Source organism: Maridesulfovibrio salinus (genome assembly GCF_055394525.1).
The window spans coordinates 3,565,472-3,584,814 of record NZ_AP042461.1; the positions used below are offsets into that span (position 1 = coordinate 3,565,472).

Sequence of the window (19,343 nt, forward strand, 5' to 3'; positions counted from 1 at the left end):
CTAACCATGACCAGTGAAAGCTATTCATCCACTGTATGAGTAAAACTAATCTTGCGAATATAGACCTCAATCTTCTGGTTATACTGGACAGAATCTATACTGAACGCAGCCTTACAATAGCGGGCAAGAGACTCTTCATGACCCAGTCCGCAGTAAGCCATGCCCTGTCCAAACTCCGTGACCATTTTCAGGACCGCCTGTTCATCAGGCGGGGCAATGCCATGGAACCCACGCCGTTATGCACAACCCTGCACACAAGCATTTCCCCATGCATCAAAAACCTGCTGCAATCCCTTGATGACCGGGGAGATTTCACCCCCGAAGCCTCGCAGAGAACCTTCTGCATCGGCCTGAGCGACTATCTCTGCAAACTGCTTCTTCCCGGAATCCTGAAAAAACTCGCTGAGCAGGCTCCGGGAATATCCCTGCGGGTTGTACAGACTACATACGAACAGCGCGCTGAAATGCTCAAAAACGGTAAGCTTGATATTTTTCTGGGCTGTTCAAGGGATTACGGAGCGGGAGTGATGCATGAAAAACTTTTTGATGACCGGGAAGTCTGCATAGTAAGAAAAGACCATCCGCTTAAAGGCGAAACCATGTCCGAAGAAGAGATGGCCAATTGCGAATTCGCGGCCCTTTCCCTTTCCGAATCAGGGCTGGGATTTCTGGAAGAGTATCTATACCGCAAGGGTGTGCAAAGAAAAATCAGGATAATAGTTCAGCAGGAAACTATAATTCCCAACTTAGTTGAAAATTCAGACCTTGTAGGTTCTATTGCGGAAAGACTCGCCAGAATGCATGCAGCTGACTCCGCATTCAGAATTATAAAACTACCACTCAAAAATACCTCCTTTTCAGTATTCCAGCATTGGCATTCATTGTCGGACAATGATTCCGCCCATAAATGGATGAGAAACATCATAAAACAGACTGCTGAAGAATTATAATTTATAGTGCCGGAAACAGCTTCTATAGTAAAAAACACTTCAATGGCTAAAAATTCACATTCATGGAACAGTATTGTTATAAATAGTCTTTAATAATAACTTTTCATAAAATGTGAGCTTGCACCCGCATTAGTTTTTTTATATTATAACAGTTGAAATTCAAAAAAGATTTTACTTCAAGTAAGGAGTTTTTATGCCAGCCAAAGCCAGACTTGCATTTTCCATAGTCCTGGTCTTCCTGATGACTGTGGGAGCAGTTGTCGAATCTGCCTTCTTCCCTCCGGCAGAACCCGGGATCACCATATTGCAGATTGTTTTTCTCATCGTGGCTCTGGCCGGCAGCATTATTGCGCTGGTGACAGTCAACTCAACTGTTTTCGGCCAGCTCGACATGCTTTCCAGATTCATACCCGAGCTTGGAAAAGGCAGCGGGAAATCAAAACTCCCTTCAGAGCTGAGCGGTGAGATTCTCGACACAGCCAAGATTATTGAAAAGACGGCAGCCGAACTGGCTGAGAAGCTGAAAGAGACAGAACAGGCCAGAGATGACGCCGCAGCCAGATCCCGCACTCTGCAGGAAGAGCTTGATAAATCCTCCAAGGAACTGGCGGACCAGAAAACCGCAATGGAAGCGATAGTCAAATCCGCATCCAACGCTCAGGATATTTCAAGCAAACTTTTCGCGGGAATTGAAGAGCTGAGCGATCAAGTCAACCACGTCAGCAGCGGCATGGAACTTCAGCGTGACAGGGTAACGGAAACCGCCACCGCCATGGAAGAGATGAACAGCACTGTTCTGGAAGTTGCCCAAAACGCATCCCTCGCGGCCAACAGCGCCAGCCAGTCCAAGGATAATGCGCTCAGTGGCGCCAAAGGCGTATCCGATGCGATCGCCTCCTTTGAGCAGATCAAGGACACTATCCTTAATCTCAAGGAAACCATGGGCACTCTCGGCGATCAGGCTGACAATATCGGCCAGATCATGACCGTTATCACCGATATCGCCGACCAGACCAACCTGCTTGCCCTCAACGCCGCCATTGAAGCGGCCCGCGCGGGCGAAGCGGGACGCGGCTTCGCGGTTGTTGCCGATGAAGTCCGGAAACTGGCTGAAAAGACAATGGACGCCACCAAGGGTGTCGGACAGGCGGTCTCCAAGATTCAGGACAACGCCCGTGAGAACATCGCCGCCGTTGAATCTGCGGCCGAGGATATCGTTAATTCAACTGAAGCGGCAGCAAAATCAGGCGAACTGATGGAAGCCATTGTCGGCATTGTTGATGATACCAACACACAGGTCGAATCCATTGCCGCCGCATCCGAAGAACAGTCTGCGGCCTCCGAAGAAATCAACATGGCCATCAGCGATGTGGCAAGAGTTGCACAGGAGACATCGGAAGGGATGAGTGCTTCAGCCCATGCCCTGAATGAAATCGCCAGCGTAGTTGAAGAACTTGATTCAATTGTTCAGGGAATTTCAAGCGGCCGCGTGATCGACACCAGTTCCGGAAAGATCGTGGAATGGACTGATGACCTTTCCGTGGACGTCAGAACCATCGATGAACACCACATGGTCCTTCTGGATCTCATCAACGAGCTTTACGGGGCAATGCGCCAGCGCAAGGCGGACGAGGTGATCGGCGAGGTAGCGGAAAGACTTCTCGAATACACCAAGTACCACTTCGGATACGAGGAAAAAATCTTCGACAAGCACGGCTACCCTGAAAAAGAGCCGCACAAGAAGCTTCACAAAACCTTCATTCAGAAAATCAGTGACTTCAAGGACGAAGTGGATGCCGGTAAAGTTGCCGCCTCCACCGAAATCATCCGCTTTCTCAAAGACTGGCTCATCAAACATATTATGGTAGTTGACGCGAAGTACACCGATTTCATGCACGAGCACGGCTACCACTAGCCCCGGAACAATATTCCAAACCCACTCAAAACGCCCGCAGGTTAAAAGCTGCGGGCGTTTTTTAATTTGTATGCATAACAACCGATCAAAGCACTTGCGGGAACCGCTATTTTTTAAGTACATCTTCTCTGTTACGGAAACAATCTTTCCCGGTAATGGCGGTGAACATCCTTAGGGACAAAAAATATACATGGAGCCTCAAATTGATCAGAAAAGTAGGAAGTGAAGAATATATCGACGCAATGCTCTCCGCAATGAGAGCGGGCACGGACAAGGTATGCGCTTTTTATGAACACCGGGTGGGTCTGATCTGTACCGATCCCAAGCTGATGCTGATGCCCTGGGATGATCATCTGGTCCACCGCGGTGACGGAGTTTTCGAAACCATCAAGTTTGTAGACGGCAAACTCTACCAGCTCGACCCGCACCTGCGCAGAATGAAACGCTCAGCCAAAGCCATTTACCTCGACCCGCCCTGCCCGTGGGAAGAAATTGCTGACATCGTCAAGCAGGTGGCTGCGGCTGCGGAGGTCAATTCAGGTCTGGTACGGCTTCTTCTCGGGCGCGGTGGCGGCGGATTCGGACTTGATCCGTATGAATGCCCGGTTCCTTCACTTTATATCGTGGTTTACAAATATGAGCCGAGACCGGAGGAATGGTACGATAAAGGGCTGACCGCCTTCAAGACATCCATCCCCGCAAAACAGTCATACCTTGCGACCATCAAGTCAATCGACTACCTGCCCAACGTGCTGATGAAACGTGAAGCGATCGAGAAGGGATTCAACGTTCCTTTCTGCTTTGACCACATGGGCTTCCTCGCCGAAGGCGCGGCCGAAAGTGTCTGCATTGTCGATAAGAACGGAACCATTCAGGTCCCGCAGTTCACCAACGCTCTGGCCGGGACTTCGCTTGTCCGCGCCCTGCAGCTTATAGCGGACGAGGTGGAAATCGACTACCGGGCCATTTCTGAAGAAGATATCCTGCTGGCAAAAGAAGTAATCGTCTGCGGAACTTCCATCGACGCGGTAGGCGTGGTGCGCTACAACAAAAAGCCTATTCACGATGTCCGGCCCGGCCCTGTGTGCAGACGCATGCGGGAACTGCTGCGTGAAGATCTGCACAAAACCGGGACGCCTTTGAAATAATAAGTCCGAGGGTTCATTACAGACATTATCTTTTAATAAAGAATTCAACAGCCTGTCAGTAAATACCACAGCTCTGCTCAATACTGATACTTATCAGTACGCACGCTGTTGCGGTTGAACAGACTGCACTCAAGAGAACAGCGCATGAACCGCTGAAAAAAGGCTGAACCGAAGAGTATTCAAACAGACCTGATTTCCGGTCTTTTTCGCAGCACTGCAGCAGATTGGGCTCTATCAGCAATCTAAAACCGCACTCCCGTATATGGCAGTGCGGTTTTTATTTTGAAATAGAATTCGGAATTGAGCGAATAAGATTTTTTAACAGAGGAAGGACCGGTTTCAGCCAGTCCCGTGAGCAGGCAGGGTGGAATCTCTTCCGAAGCGAGAAAAGATTCCGGAATCAGTCCTTATTTTCTGGAGTTAAGAGCATCAGTGAAAGATAATGGGTGTTCTCCGGGACTTCATTGATATCCTCGTAAATCTGCTCACCTTCCATGCCCAGACGGGTATAGAATTTAACATTGAGATCTTCAATGTCGTTTACTGTTTTTCGCAGTTCAGAAAAATTGCGGTACGCCTTTAAAATAACAGCGTTATCCATCATCTCCAGTGTTTCGGCAAATTTCTGTGCATCGGCCACACCTGAAGTCAGCAAAAGATTCTGTCCCGACTCAACCAGCACCTGCTTAGATTTTGCAGCCGCGGCCTGATAGGATGTGATGCCCGGCACAACTTCAAATTCAACTGCGGGATCAATCCTGTTCATGGTCTTCATCATGTAGCCGAAAGTGGAATAAATCAGCGGATCCCCCAAAGTCAGGAAAGCGGCTGTTTTTCCACCGGCCATAAATTCAATTGCTATTTCGCAGTTCCTTTCCCACGCGTCACGCAAAACTTCTTTATCACGAGTCATGGGATAGCCCAGCGTGACCACTTCACAATCTTCACGCACAAATTCGGACGCGATTCTGAGCGAATGCGAATAGTCGTTCTTAGTTGAAGAAGCAGCAAAAACCACGTCAACCTTTTCAAGAATTCTCGCCGCCCGTACCGTCAGGAGATCAGAATCCCCCGGACCGACCCCTATGCCGTAAATTTTGCCAGCTTTAACCATTTATTTCTCTTTATCGTTGAACAGAAAATCCACCAGTAGCTCCACAGCCTCAACGTTTCTGGGCCCCGGACGGGAAAAGACGGATTCGTCAACCTTTAATGTTTTATTATTAACAACCGCCCCAAGCACTTTGAAGTGGGGCCTTTCAGCAGGGGTGACAGGCGAAGGATTCATCCTGCCCACCTGATATACATAATTTTCAGGAGCAAGGCGGAACAACTCCTCCTCTCCCATGCGCACTATCTTTTTATCCACTGTCACACAGTTCCGGCCTCCGGCCTTACGGATGATGTCCGAAACAATTGACCCTTTGCCCGCGGCCAGCAGATTCGGGTAGCGCACTTCAAAAAATACAGTCGGAATATCAGGAATATCGGCATGCTTTGCCGCCGCCCGCTCCAATCTGGTGTTCATGTCCCTGATCAGGCGTTCGGCATTGTCCGGCTCACCGGTAAGAACCCCGATGCGTTCAATCACGGAGAACAGCTCCTTGAAGGAAGCCACCCTGAACATGGCGCAGGGAATCCCTCTTTCCCGCAGAGGATCAAGCGCTGCTGAAGCCTGCGAACGTCCCGCCATCTGCAGGACAAGGTCAGGTTTCAAAGCCACGATCAGTTCCGGGTTGGGCCGCATATGCGTGCCTATCGAAGGAAGAGCGGTGATCTCTTCCGGAAAATGATCAGCCGCGGTACGGGCCACCAGAAGCCCGCCCAGATCCATGGCGTATAGAATTTCGTTGAAGGACCCGTAAAGCGCGACAATACGTTTTGCCGGGCGTTCAAGCTCCACCCTGTTACCGAAATCATCCTGAACGGCCGTTTGCGCCAGAGCGGAACCGGAAACAGAAATCGCGCTAATCAGCGCCAGGAGAAAAAAGGACCTGCGGAATCCCGAGCTCGGGATGCTCCACAACGGCAACTGATGTTTTATAGACATTGGAAATATTCTCTCTGTTGATTACGTCCCGTGGCGGACCGTCAAGCACGACACTGCCATTATTCAGAAAGACCAGCCGGTCAAAATAAAGGGCCGCCAGATTGAGGTCATGGATAACGCAGATGATTGTTGTTCCAGCACTGTTCATGCGGCGCAGAAGATCGAACAGCTCGATTTTTCCGGCGACATCAATCTCCGAAGCAGCTTCATCAAGAACCATTATACGGGCCTGCTGGGCGATTGTCCTCGCCATCAGCACCCGCTGGAACTCACCGCCGGAAAGCTCGGACACACTCCGGTGTTCAAGATGGCTTATCCCCACTGTTTCCATGGCACTGCAACAGATTTCCTCGTCATCCGAATCATAACCGAAAAAACCGGACCCGTGGGCATATCTGCCCATCATGACCATTGACTTCACGCTCAGCCCGAAAGCTGGTTCAACCTTCTGGGGAAGCACAGCCATGATCCCGGCAAGATCCCGGGGTCTGTAGCCGCGCACATCCTTACCTTCGACCTCAACGGTTCCTTCCTTCGGTTCAAGGATACCTGAAACAGATGATACCAGCGTTGTTTTACCGCATCCGTTGGGTCCAAGTATGGCGGTCATGGAACCGGAAGGAAATTCGAGATCAATTCCGTTCAGGACGTCACGGGAAAAATACCCAGCTGTCAGCTTTTTTACCCTGATCATCTTCCGCCCTCCCTGAAACCCGAGCGCAGGACTATGCAGAAAAAAGGTCCGCCAAGCAGGGCGGTGACAACTCCCACCGGAAGCTCTTCGCCTCCGGGCAGAAGCGACCGGGCGATAACATCGGACCAGACCAGCAGCAGCCCTCCGAGCAGCGAAGATGAAAGCAGCAGCGGTCTGTGCTCGGCCCCCTGAAACATTCTTACAAGGTGGGGAACAATCAGACCGACAAAACCGATAATTCCCGACACAGCCACGGCAGCTCCGGTAAGAAGGCCCGAACCGATCAGGAGCAGCATCCGCACCCGGGTAACATCCATACCCAGATGGCGGGCCTGTGTTTCCCCGAGGGAAAGAATGTCCAGTTCACGGGAATAATAAACCAGCGGAATCATCCCGGCCACAAAGTAAGGGATGAACAGGCCTAAATGATCCCATCCGCGGCCCTGAAAGCTGCCCATGATCCAGAAAACAATGGATGTGACGGAATCCTCATCCAGAGATTTCAGCATGGAAATCAGTGCCGAGAGAAAAGTGGCGACCACTATGCCCGCAAGGACCATGGTTTCACGCCGCAACCGTCCGCCGATACGCCCGAGAACGAGCACCGCGCCAAGGGCGGCCATCGCCCCCGCGAGAGCCGCGAACGGAAGAAACAGATTTCCGAACTTCTGCCACAGTCCGGCCCCGAGAACCGTTGACCCGGCAAAGATAGCCAGACTGGCTCCGAAAGCCGCCCCGCTGCTGACTCCAAGCGTAAAGGGATCGGCAAGCGGATTACGGAGAATCCCCTGATAAACGGACCCCGCCACGGCAAGGGAAACCCCGACCAGAAAAGCAAGGCAGACCCGGCTCAGGCGAAGGTCTATGATAATGAATGACAGAGCGGAATCCACCCCGGATGTTCCGAATCCCAGCGCGGACATAAAAACGGACAGAACCTGCCCCGGCTGCGTTCCGTAAGCACCGAAAAGGCAGGCGGAAAAGATGGACACAGGAACCAGAACACTTAACAGCACCGCTGCCTGTATCCTTCTCTTTCCAGATATATCCATCCTTACCGCCATTTAAGTTTCAATCTGATTAATGAGCGCCAAGGTGCTTGAAAGCAACCTTGAGGTGATCAACCCAGATATCCACGACCTGAGGGAATTCAGCGGTTCCCTTGAGAACGGTCACGCACTCGTACCCATCCTTGGTCAGCTCGGATTTCCAGGAATCGTCTTCGTCGCCGGCCATGTCGTTTCTGGCATGGTCTCCGGCTACAGACATGTAAGGCATGAGGTATACCTTTTTGGACTTGCTTTCCTTGAGCAGTTTTTTCACATCATCAAGGGAAGGAGAGCCCTCAACCGTACCTACGAAAATTTTCGGGTCGGCCTGCGAAAAATAATACTGGGATGCGGGATAATAGATGTTCGCGCCATGATGAGTACCGTGACCCATGAGCACCACAGCGTCCTCAGCCCTGCGGTCTTCAGGGATGTTGGCGACTATGGCGGATACGGTCTTCTTCATGTCATCATCGGAATAAAGCAGAGGCATCCCGACAGTCACTTTGCTCATTCCCTTGGGCATGCCTTCGAACTTTCTGGCAGTTGCGACAATACCGTGAAACTCTTCACCCGGAATTGTATGCAGGGACTGAACGGCAACATGGGTGAAACCTTCGTCCATCATCCTGGCCATTGCGCTCACGGGAGAGTCGATAACCTTCCCTTCCTTTGCAAGGATATCACGGATAATGGCGGAAGAGTATGCCCAGCGTACAGGAACACCGGGAAAAGCTTTTTTGACAGCCTTGTCGATTGCCTCAAAAGAACCCTGAGCCTCAGGCATGCTGGACCCGAAGGCCGCCAGAAGAATACCTTTTTTAACAGGTTTTGACTCTCCATGTCCGGCCATTGCCACGGTGGGCAGAATAAGAAAAGCTACGAGAAGAATTAAGGGAAGAACTCTGAACTTTTCCCCAAAGCGACACTGCATAACAGTCTCCTTTCGTTTGGGGGGCTTCAAATTATGGGATTGAAAGGACACAGCAGTGCCCATGATTTTGACGTGATAAAAGCCCCGTTATCCGTCAAACTGGTATGAACTGTACCCGGGCAGGTCTTCCGACTCGTCCCATCCTTTCCCGGCCTTCCCGAAATTGATTTCAGTGGCACGCCGGACCGTATGACTACGATCCACGGGGCAAAGACTTAGCAGGACTCACGGCGGCGGGTCCGTTCCCGACTTTAACGGGATTCCCTATTAAGCTCGTGAGAGCACCTCAGGCAAAAGCTTGATATTATGCAAGTGATGCGCTGTCAACAAACTATCCGCTTGCAGCGGAAAGCGGAGCGTCACCTATTCCGGGCCAGATTCTGATCATGCCCAGCAAAGCCCTGAGAGTTGTCCAGAGCCCGGCGACCACCCAAATCCAGAAAAGCATGTTATCCGGATGAAAATAATCAACAACGAACAATACAGCCGAACTTGTGAGAACAGCAATGAGCATGGCGTTACGGAGATATCTGAAATCTCCGGTCCCGAGATGAATACCATCGGTAGCGAACGAGAGGGCGTTGACAGGCTGCAGAAAAGTCACCGCCAGCCACGCCGGAGCGAAAACCATGGCAGCTTCATCAGGAACCAGCAGCCACACGATATGGCTCTGACCGAGAAACATCACCGCTGTCAGCACAGCTCCGGTCCAGAAACTCCACTTACAGACCAGTGAAGCCACCCTCCGGGCGGTGCTGCGGTCAGCACGGCCCACGAAATATCCGATCAGGGACTGCCCGCTGATGGCAAAAGCATCAAGGAAAAGGGCCAGAAAAACAAAGAACTGTCTGATAGCCTGATGCGCAGCACCGGATTCAGCCCCGGCTTTGGTTGCGAAACGGGTACACAGCAGCAGGAACAGGCAGACACATCCAGTACGCACGAACATGTCCCCGCCGATGACAAAAAGCCTGCGCGCTTCGGCAAGGTCCAGACCGAGATTCAGTCCATAGTGTTTCCTTACCACCAGCACCGCCCAGAGCGCACCGATCCACTGGCTGATGGCACTGGCAAGAGCCGCGCCGCCCACACCCATCAGCGGGAACGGTCCGACTCCGAAAACAAGAACCCAGTCCAGCACAACATTGAAAGCGTTGATGCCCACCGCAATCCAGAGCGGAGAACGCATGTCCTGATAGCCGCGCATCGCCCCGAAACAGGAAAGAACAACCAGCACCGCCGGGGCTCCCAGCAGACGGTAAGCCATATAATCTACGGCAAGATCGAGAACCTCCCCGGTCCCGCCCATTATTCCGGCCACGGTTTCAAGCAGCGGCAGCACCAGCAGCGCCAGAACAAATCCCAAAGCAAAGGCTATTTTAACCGCCATCCAGCAGATAGACGAAGCCTTTTTCATATTATCCCGGCCAAGGGCCTGCGAAACTTCAGTCTGGGTTCCTACTCCCAGAAAACCGAACACCCAGAAAACCGAAGAAAAGACCATGGTTCCGATACCCAGAGCCGCCAGAGGCTCCGAGCCGAGCCGCGAAACAAAAGCGGTATCGACCAGTCCGGTCAAAGGCTCCGCAATCATTGAAAAAAGAACCGGAACAGCAAGATTCAGCAGTGTTTTATTAGGGCTGGTTTCAAAAGGATGTTTTTCAACGCCGAGTTTATCTTTCATTATTCAATATTCCTTATACAACCGGCCGGGACTCATAAAGGAGCTGCCGTAAAAGTAGACATGATAATTTTTAGGAAAAAACCGGAGATGCAGAGCAAATAAAACGCCACCGGGCACTGAGTCCGAGAGTGCGGATAAACTGCCGCAGCCGTTTCAATTGAATGCAAGACCTTCATATAAAATTTATATTTGCAGATCAGGTGATTCTTTATGGATAACCTGTGAAAAATGGTTCAGACGAAAGAAACCGGAGAAAACAAAACTTCCGTCAGCCGGAAAGCAGCTCAGACAGAAAGCCTCCCGAACTTCGGGCGGGAATTCTTTCCACTCCGAGAAACTCATCGAAAGCGTGCTTGTAGTTCACGCTCAGCAATGTGCTCAAATTAGGGTCATCGGCAAGCAGCTTGAAACCGCACTGCGGTTTTTTGTACATTATGCGGAATCTGACCGGAACTGAAGGCGGAAGATCCAGAGCAAAAAGAAGCTCATAAAAAGAATTTTCAGGATTGTCCGGTTCTTTGATCTTGAGGACTATTTCCTGATTTATGCCTACGGGAATCATCCACGGCATATAAAAAAGCCTGCTTGATTTCAGAACGGAATTAAGATCGGCAGCGCACTTCTGGGTTTCAAAAAACAAAGCCGCCGTTTCGGGCTCATCCTCAAGAAGCCGAAGGAGCATAGCCAGTCGCTCTCCGGATGACAAGCCCTTATGTCCGGCAATAACCTTGAAAAGAGAGCTGGCCCGTGACTGGAAAGCCGATCTGCTGCTTACGAAATGCCGGGTGACATCAGCCGGGCTGATGTAGGCCTCCTGTGCATTAAAGTCATCCTGACCCACTTCCTTTAGTATGATATCTGGGTAGAGCTGCTGGACAAGAAAAGTGAGAATATCTCCCGGAGAGGGAGTGGTCAGGATACTGGCGAGAAGGCGCAGATCATCAATCTGGACCCAGCCCAGCCTTGATTTCTCCCATTTTATGAGAGTTCCCTGAAGGACCTGCCCTACGCTGTATTTCTTGCGGAAACGGGCCGAACGCTCAGAAGAACCGCCTCCCCCGGAATGAAACGGCCTGCCGCCATAGCGTGAAATACGCATGATCAGTCTTTATCCACTTGAAAAACGGCCACTTCCGCTTCAAGATTCGAAACAGAGCTGGAGAGCTGCTCGGTGATGGCCATGAATTCAGTTAGAGCGTCCTTTGTCTGGATGGAAGTTTCTGAAAGCTGAATAATCGCCTTGCTGATCTGCTCTGCTCCCTCGCTCTGGTTCTGCATGCCTTCATTCACGGATTCGAACTGCGGAGTCAAGGACTGCACCTGACTTACAATACCCGAGATGCCTTCACCTATGTACTCCACCTTGCTGGCTCCGCCCTCGACCTGCTTTCTGAACTTGTCCATCTCCATAACCCCGGAGGAAACCGCCGAAAGCATTTCCGAGACAATCTTTTCAATATCAAGAGTTGACATGGCAGTCTGGTCGGCAAGCTTCCTGATTTCACGGGCCACGACGGAAAAGCCCTGACCGAACTCTCCGGCCTTTTCCGCTTCAATGGCGGCATTCAGTGAGAGCAGATTTATCTGTTCGGAAATTTTGGAAATTGAAGTCACAACCTTGCTGATATTGCCGGCCTTGGCATTGATGACCGAAAGTTTCGCGGAAATTCCACCGGAAGCTTCACGCATGGATTCCATTGACTGGCTCATGATACTGAGATTATCCATTCCCTCAGCCGCCAGTTCTCCGGTTGAAACAGCAACTTCCGTGGATTCGTTCATGGTTCTCGCCAGTTCCTGCGAAGTGGCGGATATTTCACGGGAAGTGCTGCCAAGCTCCTGTGTGGCCGTGGCCTGATTCTCCACCGCCACTTCAAGCTGATTGATGGCCGTGCCCAGTTTCAAAGCCGATCCAGTAACCTGATCACCTGAGAGCTGCACCTGACTCACCAGCGAATTCAATGTATTGAGCATTGTGTGAATTGATTTCACAAGCTGATCGACTTCATCAAATTTCTTTTCCCCTCCAGCATTGAATGAATCCAGCACCTGACGCATATGTCCTTTGTCAGTGGCAGAGTTGAAAATCCTGCGGGCCTTGCGCAAATCACCCTGTGAAACATGGTAGGCCGCTCCGGCAACGCTCCTGATGGGCAGACAGATCTTCCTTACCAGATAATAAATCACACTGATGGTCAGCAGCAGTATGACAAAACTGATGACGGCCTGTTTGCCTATAAGATCCTTCACCGGAGCATAGACTTCATCCACGGGAACTGTTGATGCCACAAACCAGCCCAGAGGAGCGAAATAACGGACATAGGCCATCCTTTTCTCTTCAACCCCGTCAGCACGGCGAACCCTGTAATTCAGATTCCAGTCACCGAGTCGGCCGATCTCCTTGAGATCATGCACCACAGTCTTTCCGGTATTAAGGTTCACTGCCTTGGCAAAATCAGGCCCTGCTCCCAGCGGGGCAACCAGCACATTCTTGGAGTTGTCGAAAATAAAAAGCCGCCCGGTCTCGGCCAGCCTGATCTTGGAAAAACCGATACGCAGGTCTTCAATTAGCCCTTCTTTCTGCTTATCCACTGCGGCCTCGATATCATCCACATAAACCCCCGTACCAAGAATCAGATTCCAGCGGGGATAACTTTTAACATACAGAATTTTGGGCACGGGGGTAGAATCTCCAAGACGGGTCCACCACAGTTTCAGATACCCGCCACCTTCGCGGATAGCCTTGCGCACCATGTCAGGGCCGAAGGCATAACCTTTCATATCCACGGCATCACTAAGATTACGCCCTTCCATTGATCTGTCGGGATGGGCCAGTGCCTTCAGGTCTTCCGTGTAAACAAAAAAGTAGTCATTATTGAAATAGCGACTGGTTCTGGCAAGATTATATGCTGCCTCCCGGGCATCCCTCTCGCTTATTTTCCCTTCTTTATAGAGGGCGTACAGGGAATCGAGCTGGGCGACAAAAATATCCATTGCGTCCTTGATAGCCTGTTTACGGTCATCAAAGGCATGCTCCCGGTATCTCTCAATGGCCTGTTTTCCTTCCTGAAGATACAGCAGTCCCATACGAATGGTGTTTCGCGCGGTGCGGCCCTGCGCGCCCATGATATCATCCTTGAGTGAACCGCTTATGAAGAAAAGGGTGACAATGGATGAAACTATGACCACCGCTGCTACTATATATGAGAGTCTGGTACTGATAGACCGGAACATGTAAACTCCTTAAAGATAGGATAAAAAACAGGAAAAACAGCCATCCTGAGCGATTGCCGGGGCTAACTGACCGGGGTTCTTTTAAAAGCGGTCCTGAATTCGAATTATATTTACCCCGTAAGCTACCGGAGTCAAGCCCGCGCACTGATTTATGCCATAAACCTCAACGGTACATGATAAAAATACCAAAAAAAAGGCCCGCTGATAAGCGGGCCTTGAGTAAACAAATGTGGAGATAATTTCTTAAGCGGGAGCGGGAACCGCGCCGGAAGTTTCCGGAGTGGCAACCTTCTGCTCCACTTTTTCCTGTGCAGGAGCCAGAACACGCTCTTCAAGATAGTCTTCGGCATTCGCGCTGATGTATTTGAGAAAAGAATTGTTCAACGCATGACCTGACGCGAAAATCTCAAAGCGTCCCTGCAGAGGCATATCAAGTACGGCCATATCGCCGACGAAATCAAGAATCTTGTGTCTAACGAATTCATCGGCAAAACGCAGGCCGCCTTCATTCAGGATACCGTACTCATCCAGAACCACCGCGTTATCCAGTGATCCGCCCAGAGCAAGGCCGTTAGCATGCAGATATTCAACTTCCTTGAGGAAACCGAAGGTCCTGGCCTTGGCCAGATCTTCCATGAAAACCTCAGGGGTAATTTCAAGAGATAAAGTCTGGGTCCCGATCTGGGGATGCTCGAAATCAATAGTGTAGTCGACTGCAAAACCGTCATGGGGGAAGGCGCGGACATACTTTCCGTCCTGCTCGAAGTTGATGGACTTCTTGACAGCCATCACCCTGCGGGGTCTGGAAAGATTACGGACACCGGCCTGACGCAGCAGATAAACAAAAGGACCGGCACTGCCGTCCATGATGGGCAGCTCATTGCCCCTAACTTCAACGTGAATATTATCAATACCCATGCCGCGAACAGCAGCAAGCAGATGCTCAACAGTGGAAACAGCGTCCTGACCGTTGCCGATCGTCGTGGCAAGCCCGGTGGCTACAACGAGTTCGGGATTGGGAGAGATGAAAGAACTCCCTGAACCGGTATGAATGGAAAAAAGAATACCGGTATCTTCAACAGCAGGTCGCAGAACGATTTCCACCTGCTTACCGCTGTGGAGTCCGATTCCTTTGCATCTTACTGTGTTATGGATAGTTGTTTGCAGCATATTATCTCCTTGTGGTCTCCAATACAGCAAAAAGCATGCCCATTTTTTTTAATTTCATAAACATCTGTTTTTTAACGTAAAATAAAATATATTCTTGCAGTTTAAACATAACCAGTTGTTTTTTTACAACAACCCTAAACATACATTGTGGTTTTTTTGCAAATACGCCACTGCATTCATTTCTTTTTTGCAACAACAATACGATCATGCCCGGAAAGGTCTTTTTTAACGTCAACATTTCCTGAAAAGGCCGGACAGGATTCAAAAATCTGCCGGGCTGCACCCCCCTGCAGATACCCTATTTCCATGAAAACAGTTCCTCCGCTTTTGAGGGAATCAGCGATGCGTGGAGCACTGCCGCTTATGTCCTCATCTCCCCGGGGGCCGCTCACCAAGGCAGACACAGGCTCAAATTCTGCCACTTCGGGGCTGATTTCATCAAGCTCAGCACTGCTCAGATAAGGAGGGTTGGCGAGTATGAGATCAAACCTTTCAGCGGCGAGAACCGGAAGGTTGAAATCAGCCTGAATGAACAGTATGCGATCCTCCACACCGTGAGTCCGAGCATTCTCACGGGCCATGGACAGCGCTTCGGGGCTCATGTCCAAGGCGATTCCCCTTGATCCGGGAAAAAGGATGGCAACGGTAACAGCCAGAATCCCGGAGCCTGTACCGAAGTCGGCAAAAACAAATTCATCATTCTCATGATAAAGGCTCTGAACTTTTTCCACAATCTCTTCGGTTTCAGGCCTTGGAATCAGAACTCCGGGCCCGACCTTGAAATCGTAACCGTAGAACTCCCTGACCCCGAGAATATATGCGGCGGGTTCTCCGGAAGCACGGCGTTCGACCAGCTGTTCAAACTCGGTGACCTTTGAAGCATCCACCGGGCGCGCCATTTCCATGATAAGGCCAAGGCGGTCCAGCCCGAAGACTTTCTCGGCAAGCAACTGTGCAGAAAGCGCGGGAGAATCGACCCCGGCTTCATTTAGTCTGGCAGTGGCAGTGGATAAAATATCTTTCAAAATCATTTCATTCACGGAAAATCCCCCGGCAGCACTGTGCCGGAACAGATTAGTATTCATCACACCTTCAGCGCAAGCCCATCACGCAAGGGTATGCCTTATCGGAGCAGCGGAATCTGATCTCATGCACACTCTGTGAACAGTTCCGCCCTGCAGGCCGGAGCGAATACCACTTCGAGCCTTGCCGAGCCGGATAAATACACAAAATAAAGGCGGGATATTGTTCAAATATCCCGCCTTAAAAACTTAATCAGACAGACCGGCAGTTTAATGATTCATTCAGCAAAACCCTTTAAAGGCATTTTGAGAAAATCCCCGCCGATCAATCAGCGGTTAACCGTCTTCGGCCTGTTTCTTGAGTGCTTCGGACTGGTAGTGGCTGATCAGGGAATCCACGAGTTCTCCCATATCCCCTTCCATTACAGCGTCAAGCTTGTAAAGGGTAAGATTGATACGGTGGTCGGTAACCCTGCCCTGCGGAAAATTGTAGGTACGGATACGTTCGGAACGGTCACCGGAACCGACCTGCGCCTTACGCGCTTCTGCCATCTCGGCATGCTGTTTGTCCTGCTCGGCCTGAAGCAGACGGGAGCAGAGAACCTTCATGGCCTTGGCCTTGTTCTTGTGCTGGGATTTTTCATCCTGGCAGATAACAACCAGACCGGTGGGAAGGTGGGTGATCCTGATAGCGGAGTCAGTGGTGTTAACCGACTGCCCGCCGGGACCTGACGCGCGGAAAACATCGATACGCAGATCTTCATTGCGCACCTGGACATCGACTTCTTCCGCTTCAGGCATGATCGCAACAGTAGCGGCTGAAGTATGGATACGTCCCTGAGTCTCGGTGGCAGGAACACGCTGAACACGGTGGGTTCCGGACTCGTACTTCATCTTGGAAAAAATGTTGCTGCCGCTGACAGAAGCGATAATTTCCTTGTATCCGCCAGTTCCGGTGGGGTTGGAGTTCATGATCTCAACCTTCCAGCCGTTATGTTCGGCGAACCGGGAGTACATCCTGAAGAGATCCGCGGCAAAAAGCGCGGCCTCTTCACCGCCTGTTCCGGCGCGGATTTCAAGGATGATGTTCTTCCCGTCCATGGGGTCCTTGGGCAGAAGCAGCAGCTTGAGCTCTTCCTCAAGCGCGGGAAGCCTTTCCTGAATTTCAGAGATTTCCATCTCCGCCATTTCACGGATTTCAGGATCCGAATCCTTGGCCATTTCCTTGTTGTCCTCAAGGTCGGCGCTGAGTTGCTTGTATTCACGAAACGCGGCCACGATATCACCCATCTCAGCGTGGGCCATGGTCACTTTTTTATATCTTTGCTGATTACCGTAAACTTCAGGGTCCGCGAGCTCCTGCTCCAGATCCATAAAAGAACGTTCAATCTCTTCAAGTTTGGCAAACATTAGTTCTTTCCTCCATCTGCATCGGCCGCAACCGCTTTGTTAAGAGCGGCCAGCGCAACCTCGATCTGAGACTCATCGGGCTCACGGGTGGTCAGATACTGCATCCCAAGACCGGGCAGGCACATGGCCTTGCAGACCGGGCTGCTCTCATATTTGCCGGAAGCCTTGATCATTTCATAAGCTACAGCACTGACAGGAGCCATGAGAAGCAGTTTCACCGCTACTATATATAAATGCTTTAAAACAAATGACTCAGGTGACCAGACCGCAACGATCATGGGAACCAACACAGTGAAAAGCAGAATACTCACCACCAGCACGAAAAGCAGGAACGCCGTTCCGCAGCGGGGGTGAAGTCTGCTGAAATTTTTGATTTTGCAGGCTTCAAGGTCGCCATCGGTTTCATAGGCCCAGATAACCTTGTGCTCAGCACCGTGGTACTGGAAAACACGTTTGATATCCGGCACAAATGAAATTGAAATTATGTAACCGAGAAACATCAGCATCTTGAAAAAACCGTCCCAGATGTGGAAACTGAGGGAATCAACATCACCTGAAACGCCCCACCACTTCATGGCCACACTGAAAAAATGCGGCAGCACAACAAAAAGACCAAGAGCCGCGCCAAGGGCGATAACCATGGTCAATATGAGATGAAAGCTGGTGAGCTCTCCGTCCTCTTCTTCATCAAGAGCCTGGGTGGCTGAATAGTTCAAAGCCTTCACACCGTTGACCATTGTCTCCATAAATATCGGAAAACCCCGCAGGAACGGTTTTTTCATGAATTCGGGAGTCATTGAGAACCAGGGACGGAGTTCGACGGTGATTTCACCGTCAGGGCGGCGCACCGCGATGGCAAGATTGTCCTTCGCGCGCATCATTACGCCTTCGATAACAGCCTGACCGCCAACGGTTTTGGCAGCTGACATGAGCAGAGATGATTTCAAATCCGTATCCTCGCTTGGAAAGGGCTTAAGCCCCGTAAATAATAAATAGCACTGATTCTCGGTAGGATAATCATTTCAAGAAAACAGGCAAGACTGAACTCGATAATAATTATCATTGTTCACAGCGGGAGGGATTGAAGATAGTCCCACCCGACAACGATGCAGGACATTGAAATATTTAACAAAAACAACATGCCTCTGACGCAGGTATAGCGACAGAGGCATGTTCATGCGGCGGAAACCGCAAAAATATGAGCTAGTTGCCCTTGGCTTTGGATGCGGCGTCGAAGTTTGCGAACTTCTTCTTGAAGCGGTCGATACGACCAGCGGTATCAACAAAACGCTGCTTACCAGTGTAAAAAGGATGGCAGTTTGAACAAATTTCAGTGCTCACCTCTTCACCGATGGTGGAGTAGAGTTCGGATTCGTAACCGCAGTGGCAACGTACTGTAGCCTTATAAAGTTTGGGATGGATATCTTTTTTCATGACTTTCTCCTGTCTTTGTTAACCGTGGAACAGGGCCAATACCCCCGCTTAAAATATTATGCAAGGTTTATCTGCCCTGTTTCGCAATTTTTGGTGCAATAAGTTAACAGGCCCACTTAACCCACGTCAAGTGGCCGGAACGAGCGGGACAACAAATGCCTGCTGACAATTCAACTACCTAAAATTTCGATCAGCATCAATACGGTAGTAGGACCGTCACCATTCACCTGCTGCCGCTAGCGAACAAAAAAGGCGGGACCGCGAGGATCCCGCCCAAATATCTGAGAAGCTGTCTGGGCTATACGCAGCCGGTAGGCTTGGGCAGACCAGCCATCTTACAAGCTCCCTTACCAGGTCCGGAGGGGAACAGTTCGTAGATGTGCTTCAGTTTGAAACCGGTTACTTTGGAGAGGATACGCACCATAGGAGCGATACCGTTCTTCTTGTAGTAGTCCTGCAGGAAGTCGATAACTTTCTGGTGTTCTTCGTTGAGTTCTTTGATGCCTTCGCTTTCTTTAACGAAGTCAACCCATTCGGGGGACCAGTCTTCAAATTTCAGAAGGAAGCCGTCCTCATCAACGTCAAAGCTCTTGCCCTGATATTCTACGATAGCCATAGTAATACTCCTTTGGAATATTTATATTTAAAC

General features: G+C 50.6%; 17 protein-coding genes and 1 riboswitch. Of the genes, 3 read left to right on the forward strand and 14 right to left on the reverse strand.

Annotated features, from left to right (window positions below; all coding sequences use genetic code 11):
• Nucleotides 1-35: 35 nt before the first annotated feature.
• The 3 genes from ACZ5PW_RS16390 to ACZ5PW_RS16400 all read left to right on the forward strand — a co-directional run bounded on the left by ACZ5PW_RS16390 (nucleotide 36) and on the right by ACZ5PW_RS16400 (nucleotide 4,013).
• Nucleotides 36-950 (forward strand): LysR substrate-binding domain-containing protein, encoded by a 915-nt coding sequence (locus ACZ5PW_RS16390; protein ID WP_464555655.1) that lies wholly within the window; start codon nucleotides 36-38, stop codon nucleotides 948-950.
• 193 nt (nucleotides 951-1,143) lie between these two features.
• Nucleotides 1,144-2,865 (forward strand): bacteriohemerythrin, encoded by a 1,722-nt coding sequence (locus ACZ5PW_RS16395; RefSeq protein ID WP_464555657.1) that lies wholly within the window; start codon nucleotides 1,144-1,146, stop codon nucleotides 2,863-2,865.
• A 203-nt stretch (nucleotides 2,866-3,068) separates the two neighbouring features.
• Nucleotides 3,069-4,013, forward strand: coding sequence for an aminotransferase class IV (locus ACZ5PW_RS16400; protein WP_464555660.1), 945 nt, complete (start codon nucleotides 3,069-3,071; stop codon nucleotides 4,011-4,013).
• 400 nt (nucleotides 4,014-4,413) lie between these two features.
• Here ACZ5PW_RS16400 and cobI read toward each other — a convergent pair whose 3' ends face one another.
• From cobI to ACZ5PW_RS16470, 14 genes are all read right to left on the reverse strand, one after another.
• Complete coding sequence (gene cobI / locus ACZ5PW_RS16405) at nucleotides 4,414-5,127, reverse strand: precorrin-2 C(20)-methyltransferase (protein WP_464555663.1); 714 nt, start codon at nucleotides 5,125-5,127, stop codon at nucleotides 4,414-4,416.
• Nucleotides 5,128-6,063: an ABC transporter substrate-binding protein gene (locus tag ACZ5PW_RS16410; protein ID WP_464555665.1), complete on the reverse strand. Its 936-nt coding sequence runs from the start codon at nucleotides 6,061-6,063 to the stop codon at nucleotides 5,128-5,130.
• Nucleotides 5,981-6,757: an ABC transporter ATP-binding protein gene (locus ACZ5PW_RS16415; RefSeq protein WP_464555668.1), complete on the reverse strand. Its 777-nt coding sequence runs from the start codon at nucleotides 6,755-6,757 to the stop codon at nucleotides 5,981-5,983. The genes ACZ5PW_RS16410 and ACZ5PW_RS16415 overlap by 83 nt, the downstream gene beginning before the upstream one ends.
• On the reverse strand, nucleotides 6,754-7,809 hold the full coding sequence (locus tag ACZ5PW_RS16420; protein ID WP_464555670.1) for a FecCD family ABC transporter permease: 1,056 nt from the start codon (nucleotides 7,807-7,809) through the stop codon (nucleotides 6,754-6,756). Before ACZ5PW_RS16420 ends, ACZ5PW_RS16415 begins: the two co-directional genes overlap by 4 nt.
• Before the next feature lie 28 nt (nucleotides 7,810-7,837).
• Nucleotides 7,838-8,740 (reverse strand): sirohydrochlorin cobaltochelatase, encoded by a 903-nt coding sequence (locus ACZ5PW_RS16425; RefSeq protein ID WP_464555673.1) that lies wholly within the window; start codon nucleotides 8,738-8,740, stop codon nucleotides 7,838-7,840.
• Between the two features lie 102 nt (nucleotides 8,741-8,842).
• Nucleotides 8,843-9,044, reverse strand: a riboswitch (cobalamin riboswitch).
• A 27-nt stretch (nucleotides 9,045-9,071) separates the two neighbouring features.
• Nucleotides 9,072-10,424 carry an MATE family efflux transporter gene (locus ACZ5PW_RS16430; RefSeq protein WP_464555675.1) on the reverse strand — a complete coding sequence of 451 codons (1,353 nt, stop codon included), beginning with the start codon at nucleotides 10,422-10,424 and terminating at the stop codon, nucleotides 9,072-9,074.
• Between the two features lie 268 nt (nucleotides 10,425-10,692).
• Nucleotides 10,693-11,523 (reverse strand): hypothetical protein, encoded by an 831-nt coding sequence (locus ACZ5PW_RS16435; protein ID WP_464555677.1) that lies wholly within the window; start codon nucleotides 11,521-11,523, stop codon nucleotides 10,693-10,695.
• 2 nt (nucleotides 11,524-11,525) lie between these two features.
• A complete protein-coding gene (locus ACZ5PW_RS16440; RefSeq protein WP_464555679.1) occupies nucleotides 11,526-13,658 on the reverse strand; it encodes a methyl-accepting chemotaxis protein in 2,133 nt (710 codons plus the stop codon).
• A 243-nt stretch (nucleotides 13,659-13,901) separates the two neighbouring features.
• Nucleotides 13,902-14,828, reverse strand: coding sequence for a UDP-3-O-acyl-N-acetylglucosamine deacetylase (lpxC, locus tag ACZ5PW_RS16445; RefSeq protein ID WP_464555681.1), 927 nt, complete (start codon nucleotides 14,826-14,828; stop codon nucleotides 13,902-13,904).
• A 176-nt stretch (nucleotides 14,829-15,004) separates the two neighbouring features.
• Nucleotides 15,005-15,859: a peptide chain release factor N(5)-glutamine methyltransferase gene (gene prmC, locus ACZ5PW_RS16450; RefSeq protein ID WP_464560443.1), complete on the reverse strand. Its 855-nt coding sequence runs from the start codon at nucleotides 15,857-15,859 to the stop codon at nucleotides 15,005-15,007.
• A gap of 327 nt (nucleotides 15,860-16,186) precedes the next feature.
• The gene (prfA, locus tag ACZ5PW_RS16455; RefSeq protein ID WP_464555682.1) at nucleotides 16,187-17,260 is read right to left on the reverse strand and encodes a peptide chain release factor 1; all 1,074 of its coding nucleotides are present in this window, start codon (nucleotides 17,258-17,260) and stop codon (nucleotides 16,187-16,189) included.
• Nucleotides 17,260-18,189 carry a DUF1385 domain-containing protein gene (locus tag ACZ5PW_RS16460; protein WP_464560445.1) on the reverse strand — a complete coding sequence of 310 codons (930 nt, stop codon included), beginning with the start codon at nucleotides 18,187-18,189 and terminating at the stop codon, nucleotides 17,260-17,262. The genes prfA and ACZ5PW_RS16460 overlap by 1 nt, the downstream gene beginning before the upstream one ends.
• Before the next feature lie 274 nt (nucleotides 18,190-18,463).
• The gene (rpmE, locus tag ACZ5PW_RS16465) at nucleotides 18,464-18,694 is read right to left on the reverse strand and encodes a 50S ribosomal protein L31 (protein WP_464555684.1); all 231 of its coding nucleotides are present in this window, start codon (nucleotides 18,692-18,694) and stop codon (nucleotides 18,464-18,466) included.
• Nucleotides 18,695-18,992: 298 nt separating this feature from the next.
• Nucleotides 18,993-19,310, reverse strand: coding sequence for a TusE/DsrC/DsvC family sulfur relay protein (locus ACZ5PW_RS16470; RefSeq protein ID WP_464555685.1), 318 nt, complete (start codon nucleotides 19,308-19,310; stop codon nucleotides 18,993-18,995).
• Nucleotides 19,311-19,343: the final 33 nt, after the last annotated feature.

What these genes read in the sequence shown, in the direction of transcription:
- ACZ5PW_RS16410 (WP_464555665.1), bottom strand. Translation starts at nt 6,063, where the DNA reads ATGTCTATAAAACATCAGTTGCCGTTGTGGAGCATCCCGAGCTCGGGA.
- ACZ5PW_RS16470 (WP_464555685.1), bottom strand. Translation starts at nt 19,310, where the DNA reads ATGGCTATCGTAGAATATCAGGGCAAGAGCTTTGACGTTGATGAGGAC.
- ACZ5PW_RS16460 (WP_464560445.1), bottom strand. Translation starts at nt 18,189, where the DNA reads ATGTCAGCTGCCAAAACCGTTGGCGGTCAGGCTGTTATCGAAGGCGTA.
- ACZ5PW_RS16440 (WP_464555679.1), bottom strand. Translation starts at nt 13,658, where the DNA reads ATGTTCCGGTCTATCAGTACCAGACTCTCATATATAGTAGCAGCGGTG.
- ACZ5PW_RS16430 (WP_464555675.1), bottom strand. Translation starts at nt 10,424, where the DNA reads ATGAAAGATAAACTCGGCGTTGAAAAACATCCTTTTGAAACCAGCCCT.
- ACZ5PW_RS16435 (WP_464555677.1), bottom strand. Translation starts at nt 11,523, where the DNA reads ATGCGTATTTCACGCTATGGCGGCAGGCCGTTTCATTCCGGGGGAGGC.
- ACZ5PW_RS16420 (WP_464555670.1), bottom strand. Translation starts at nt 7,809, where the DNA reads ATGGATATATCTGGAAAGAGAAGGATACAGGCAGCGGTGCTGTTAAGT.
- cobI (WP_464555663.1), bottom strand. Translation starts at nt 5,127, where the DNA reads ATGGTTAAAGCTGGCAAAATTTACGGCATAGGGGTCGGTCCGGGGGAT.
- lpxC (WP_464555681.1), bottom strand. Translation starts at nt 14,828, where the DNA reads ATGCTGCAAACAACTATCCATAACACAGTAAGATGCAAAGGAATCGGA.
- ACZ5PW_RS16395 (WP_464555657.1), top strand. Translation starts at nt 1,144, where the DNA reads ATGCCAGCCAAAGCCAGACTTGCATTTTCCATAGTCCTGGTCTTCCTG.
- prmC (WP_464560443.1), bottom strand. Translation starts at nt 15,859, where the DNA reads ATGATTTTGAAAGATATTTTATCCACTGCCACTGCCAGACTAAATGAA.
- ACZ5PW_RS16390 (WP_464555655.1), top strand. Translation starts at nt 36, where the DNA reads ATGAGTAAAACTAATCTTGCGAATATAGACCTCAATCTTCTGGTTATA.
- ACZ5PW_RS16415 (WP_464555668.1), bottom strand. Translation starts at nt 6,757, where the DNA reads ATGATCAGGGTAAAAAAGCTGACAGCTGGGTATTTTTCCCGTGACGTC.
- ACZ5PW_RS16425 (WP_464555673.1), bottom strand. Translation starts at nt 8,740, where the DNA reads ATGCAGTGTCGCTTTGGGGAAAAGTTCAGAGTTCTTCCCTTAATTCTT.
- rpmE (WP_464555684.1), bottom strand. Translation starts at nt 18,694, where the DNA reads ATGAAAAAAGATATCCATCCCAAACTTTATAAGGCTACAGTACGTTGC.
- prfA (WP_464555682.1), bottom strand. Translation starts at nt 17,260, where the DNA reads ATGTTTGCCAAACTTGAAGAGATTGAACGTTCTTTTATGGATCTGGAG.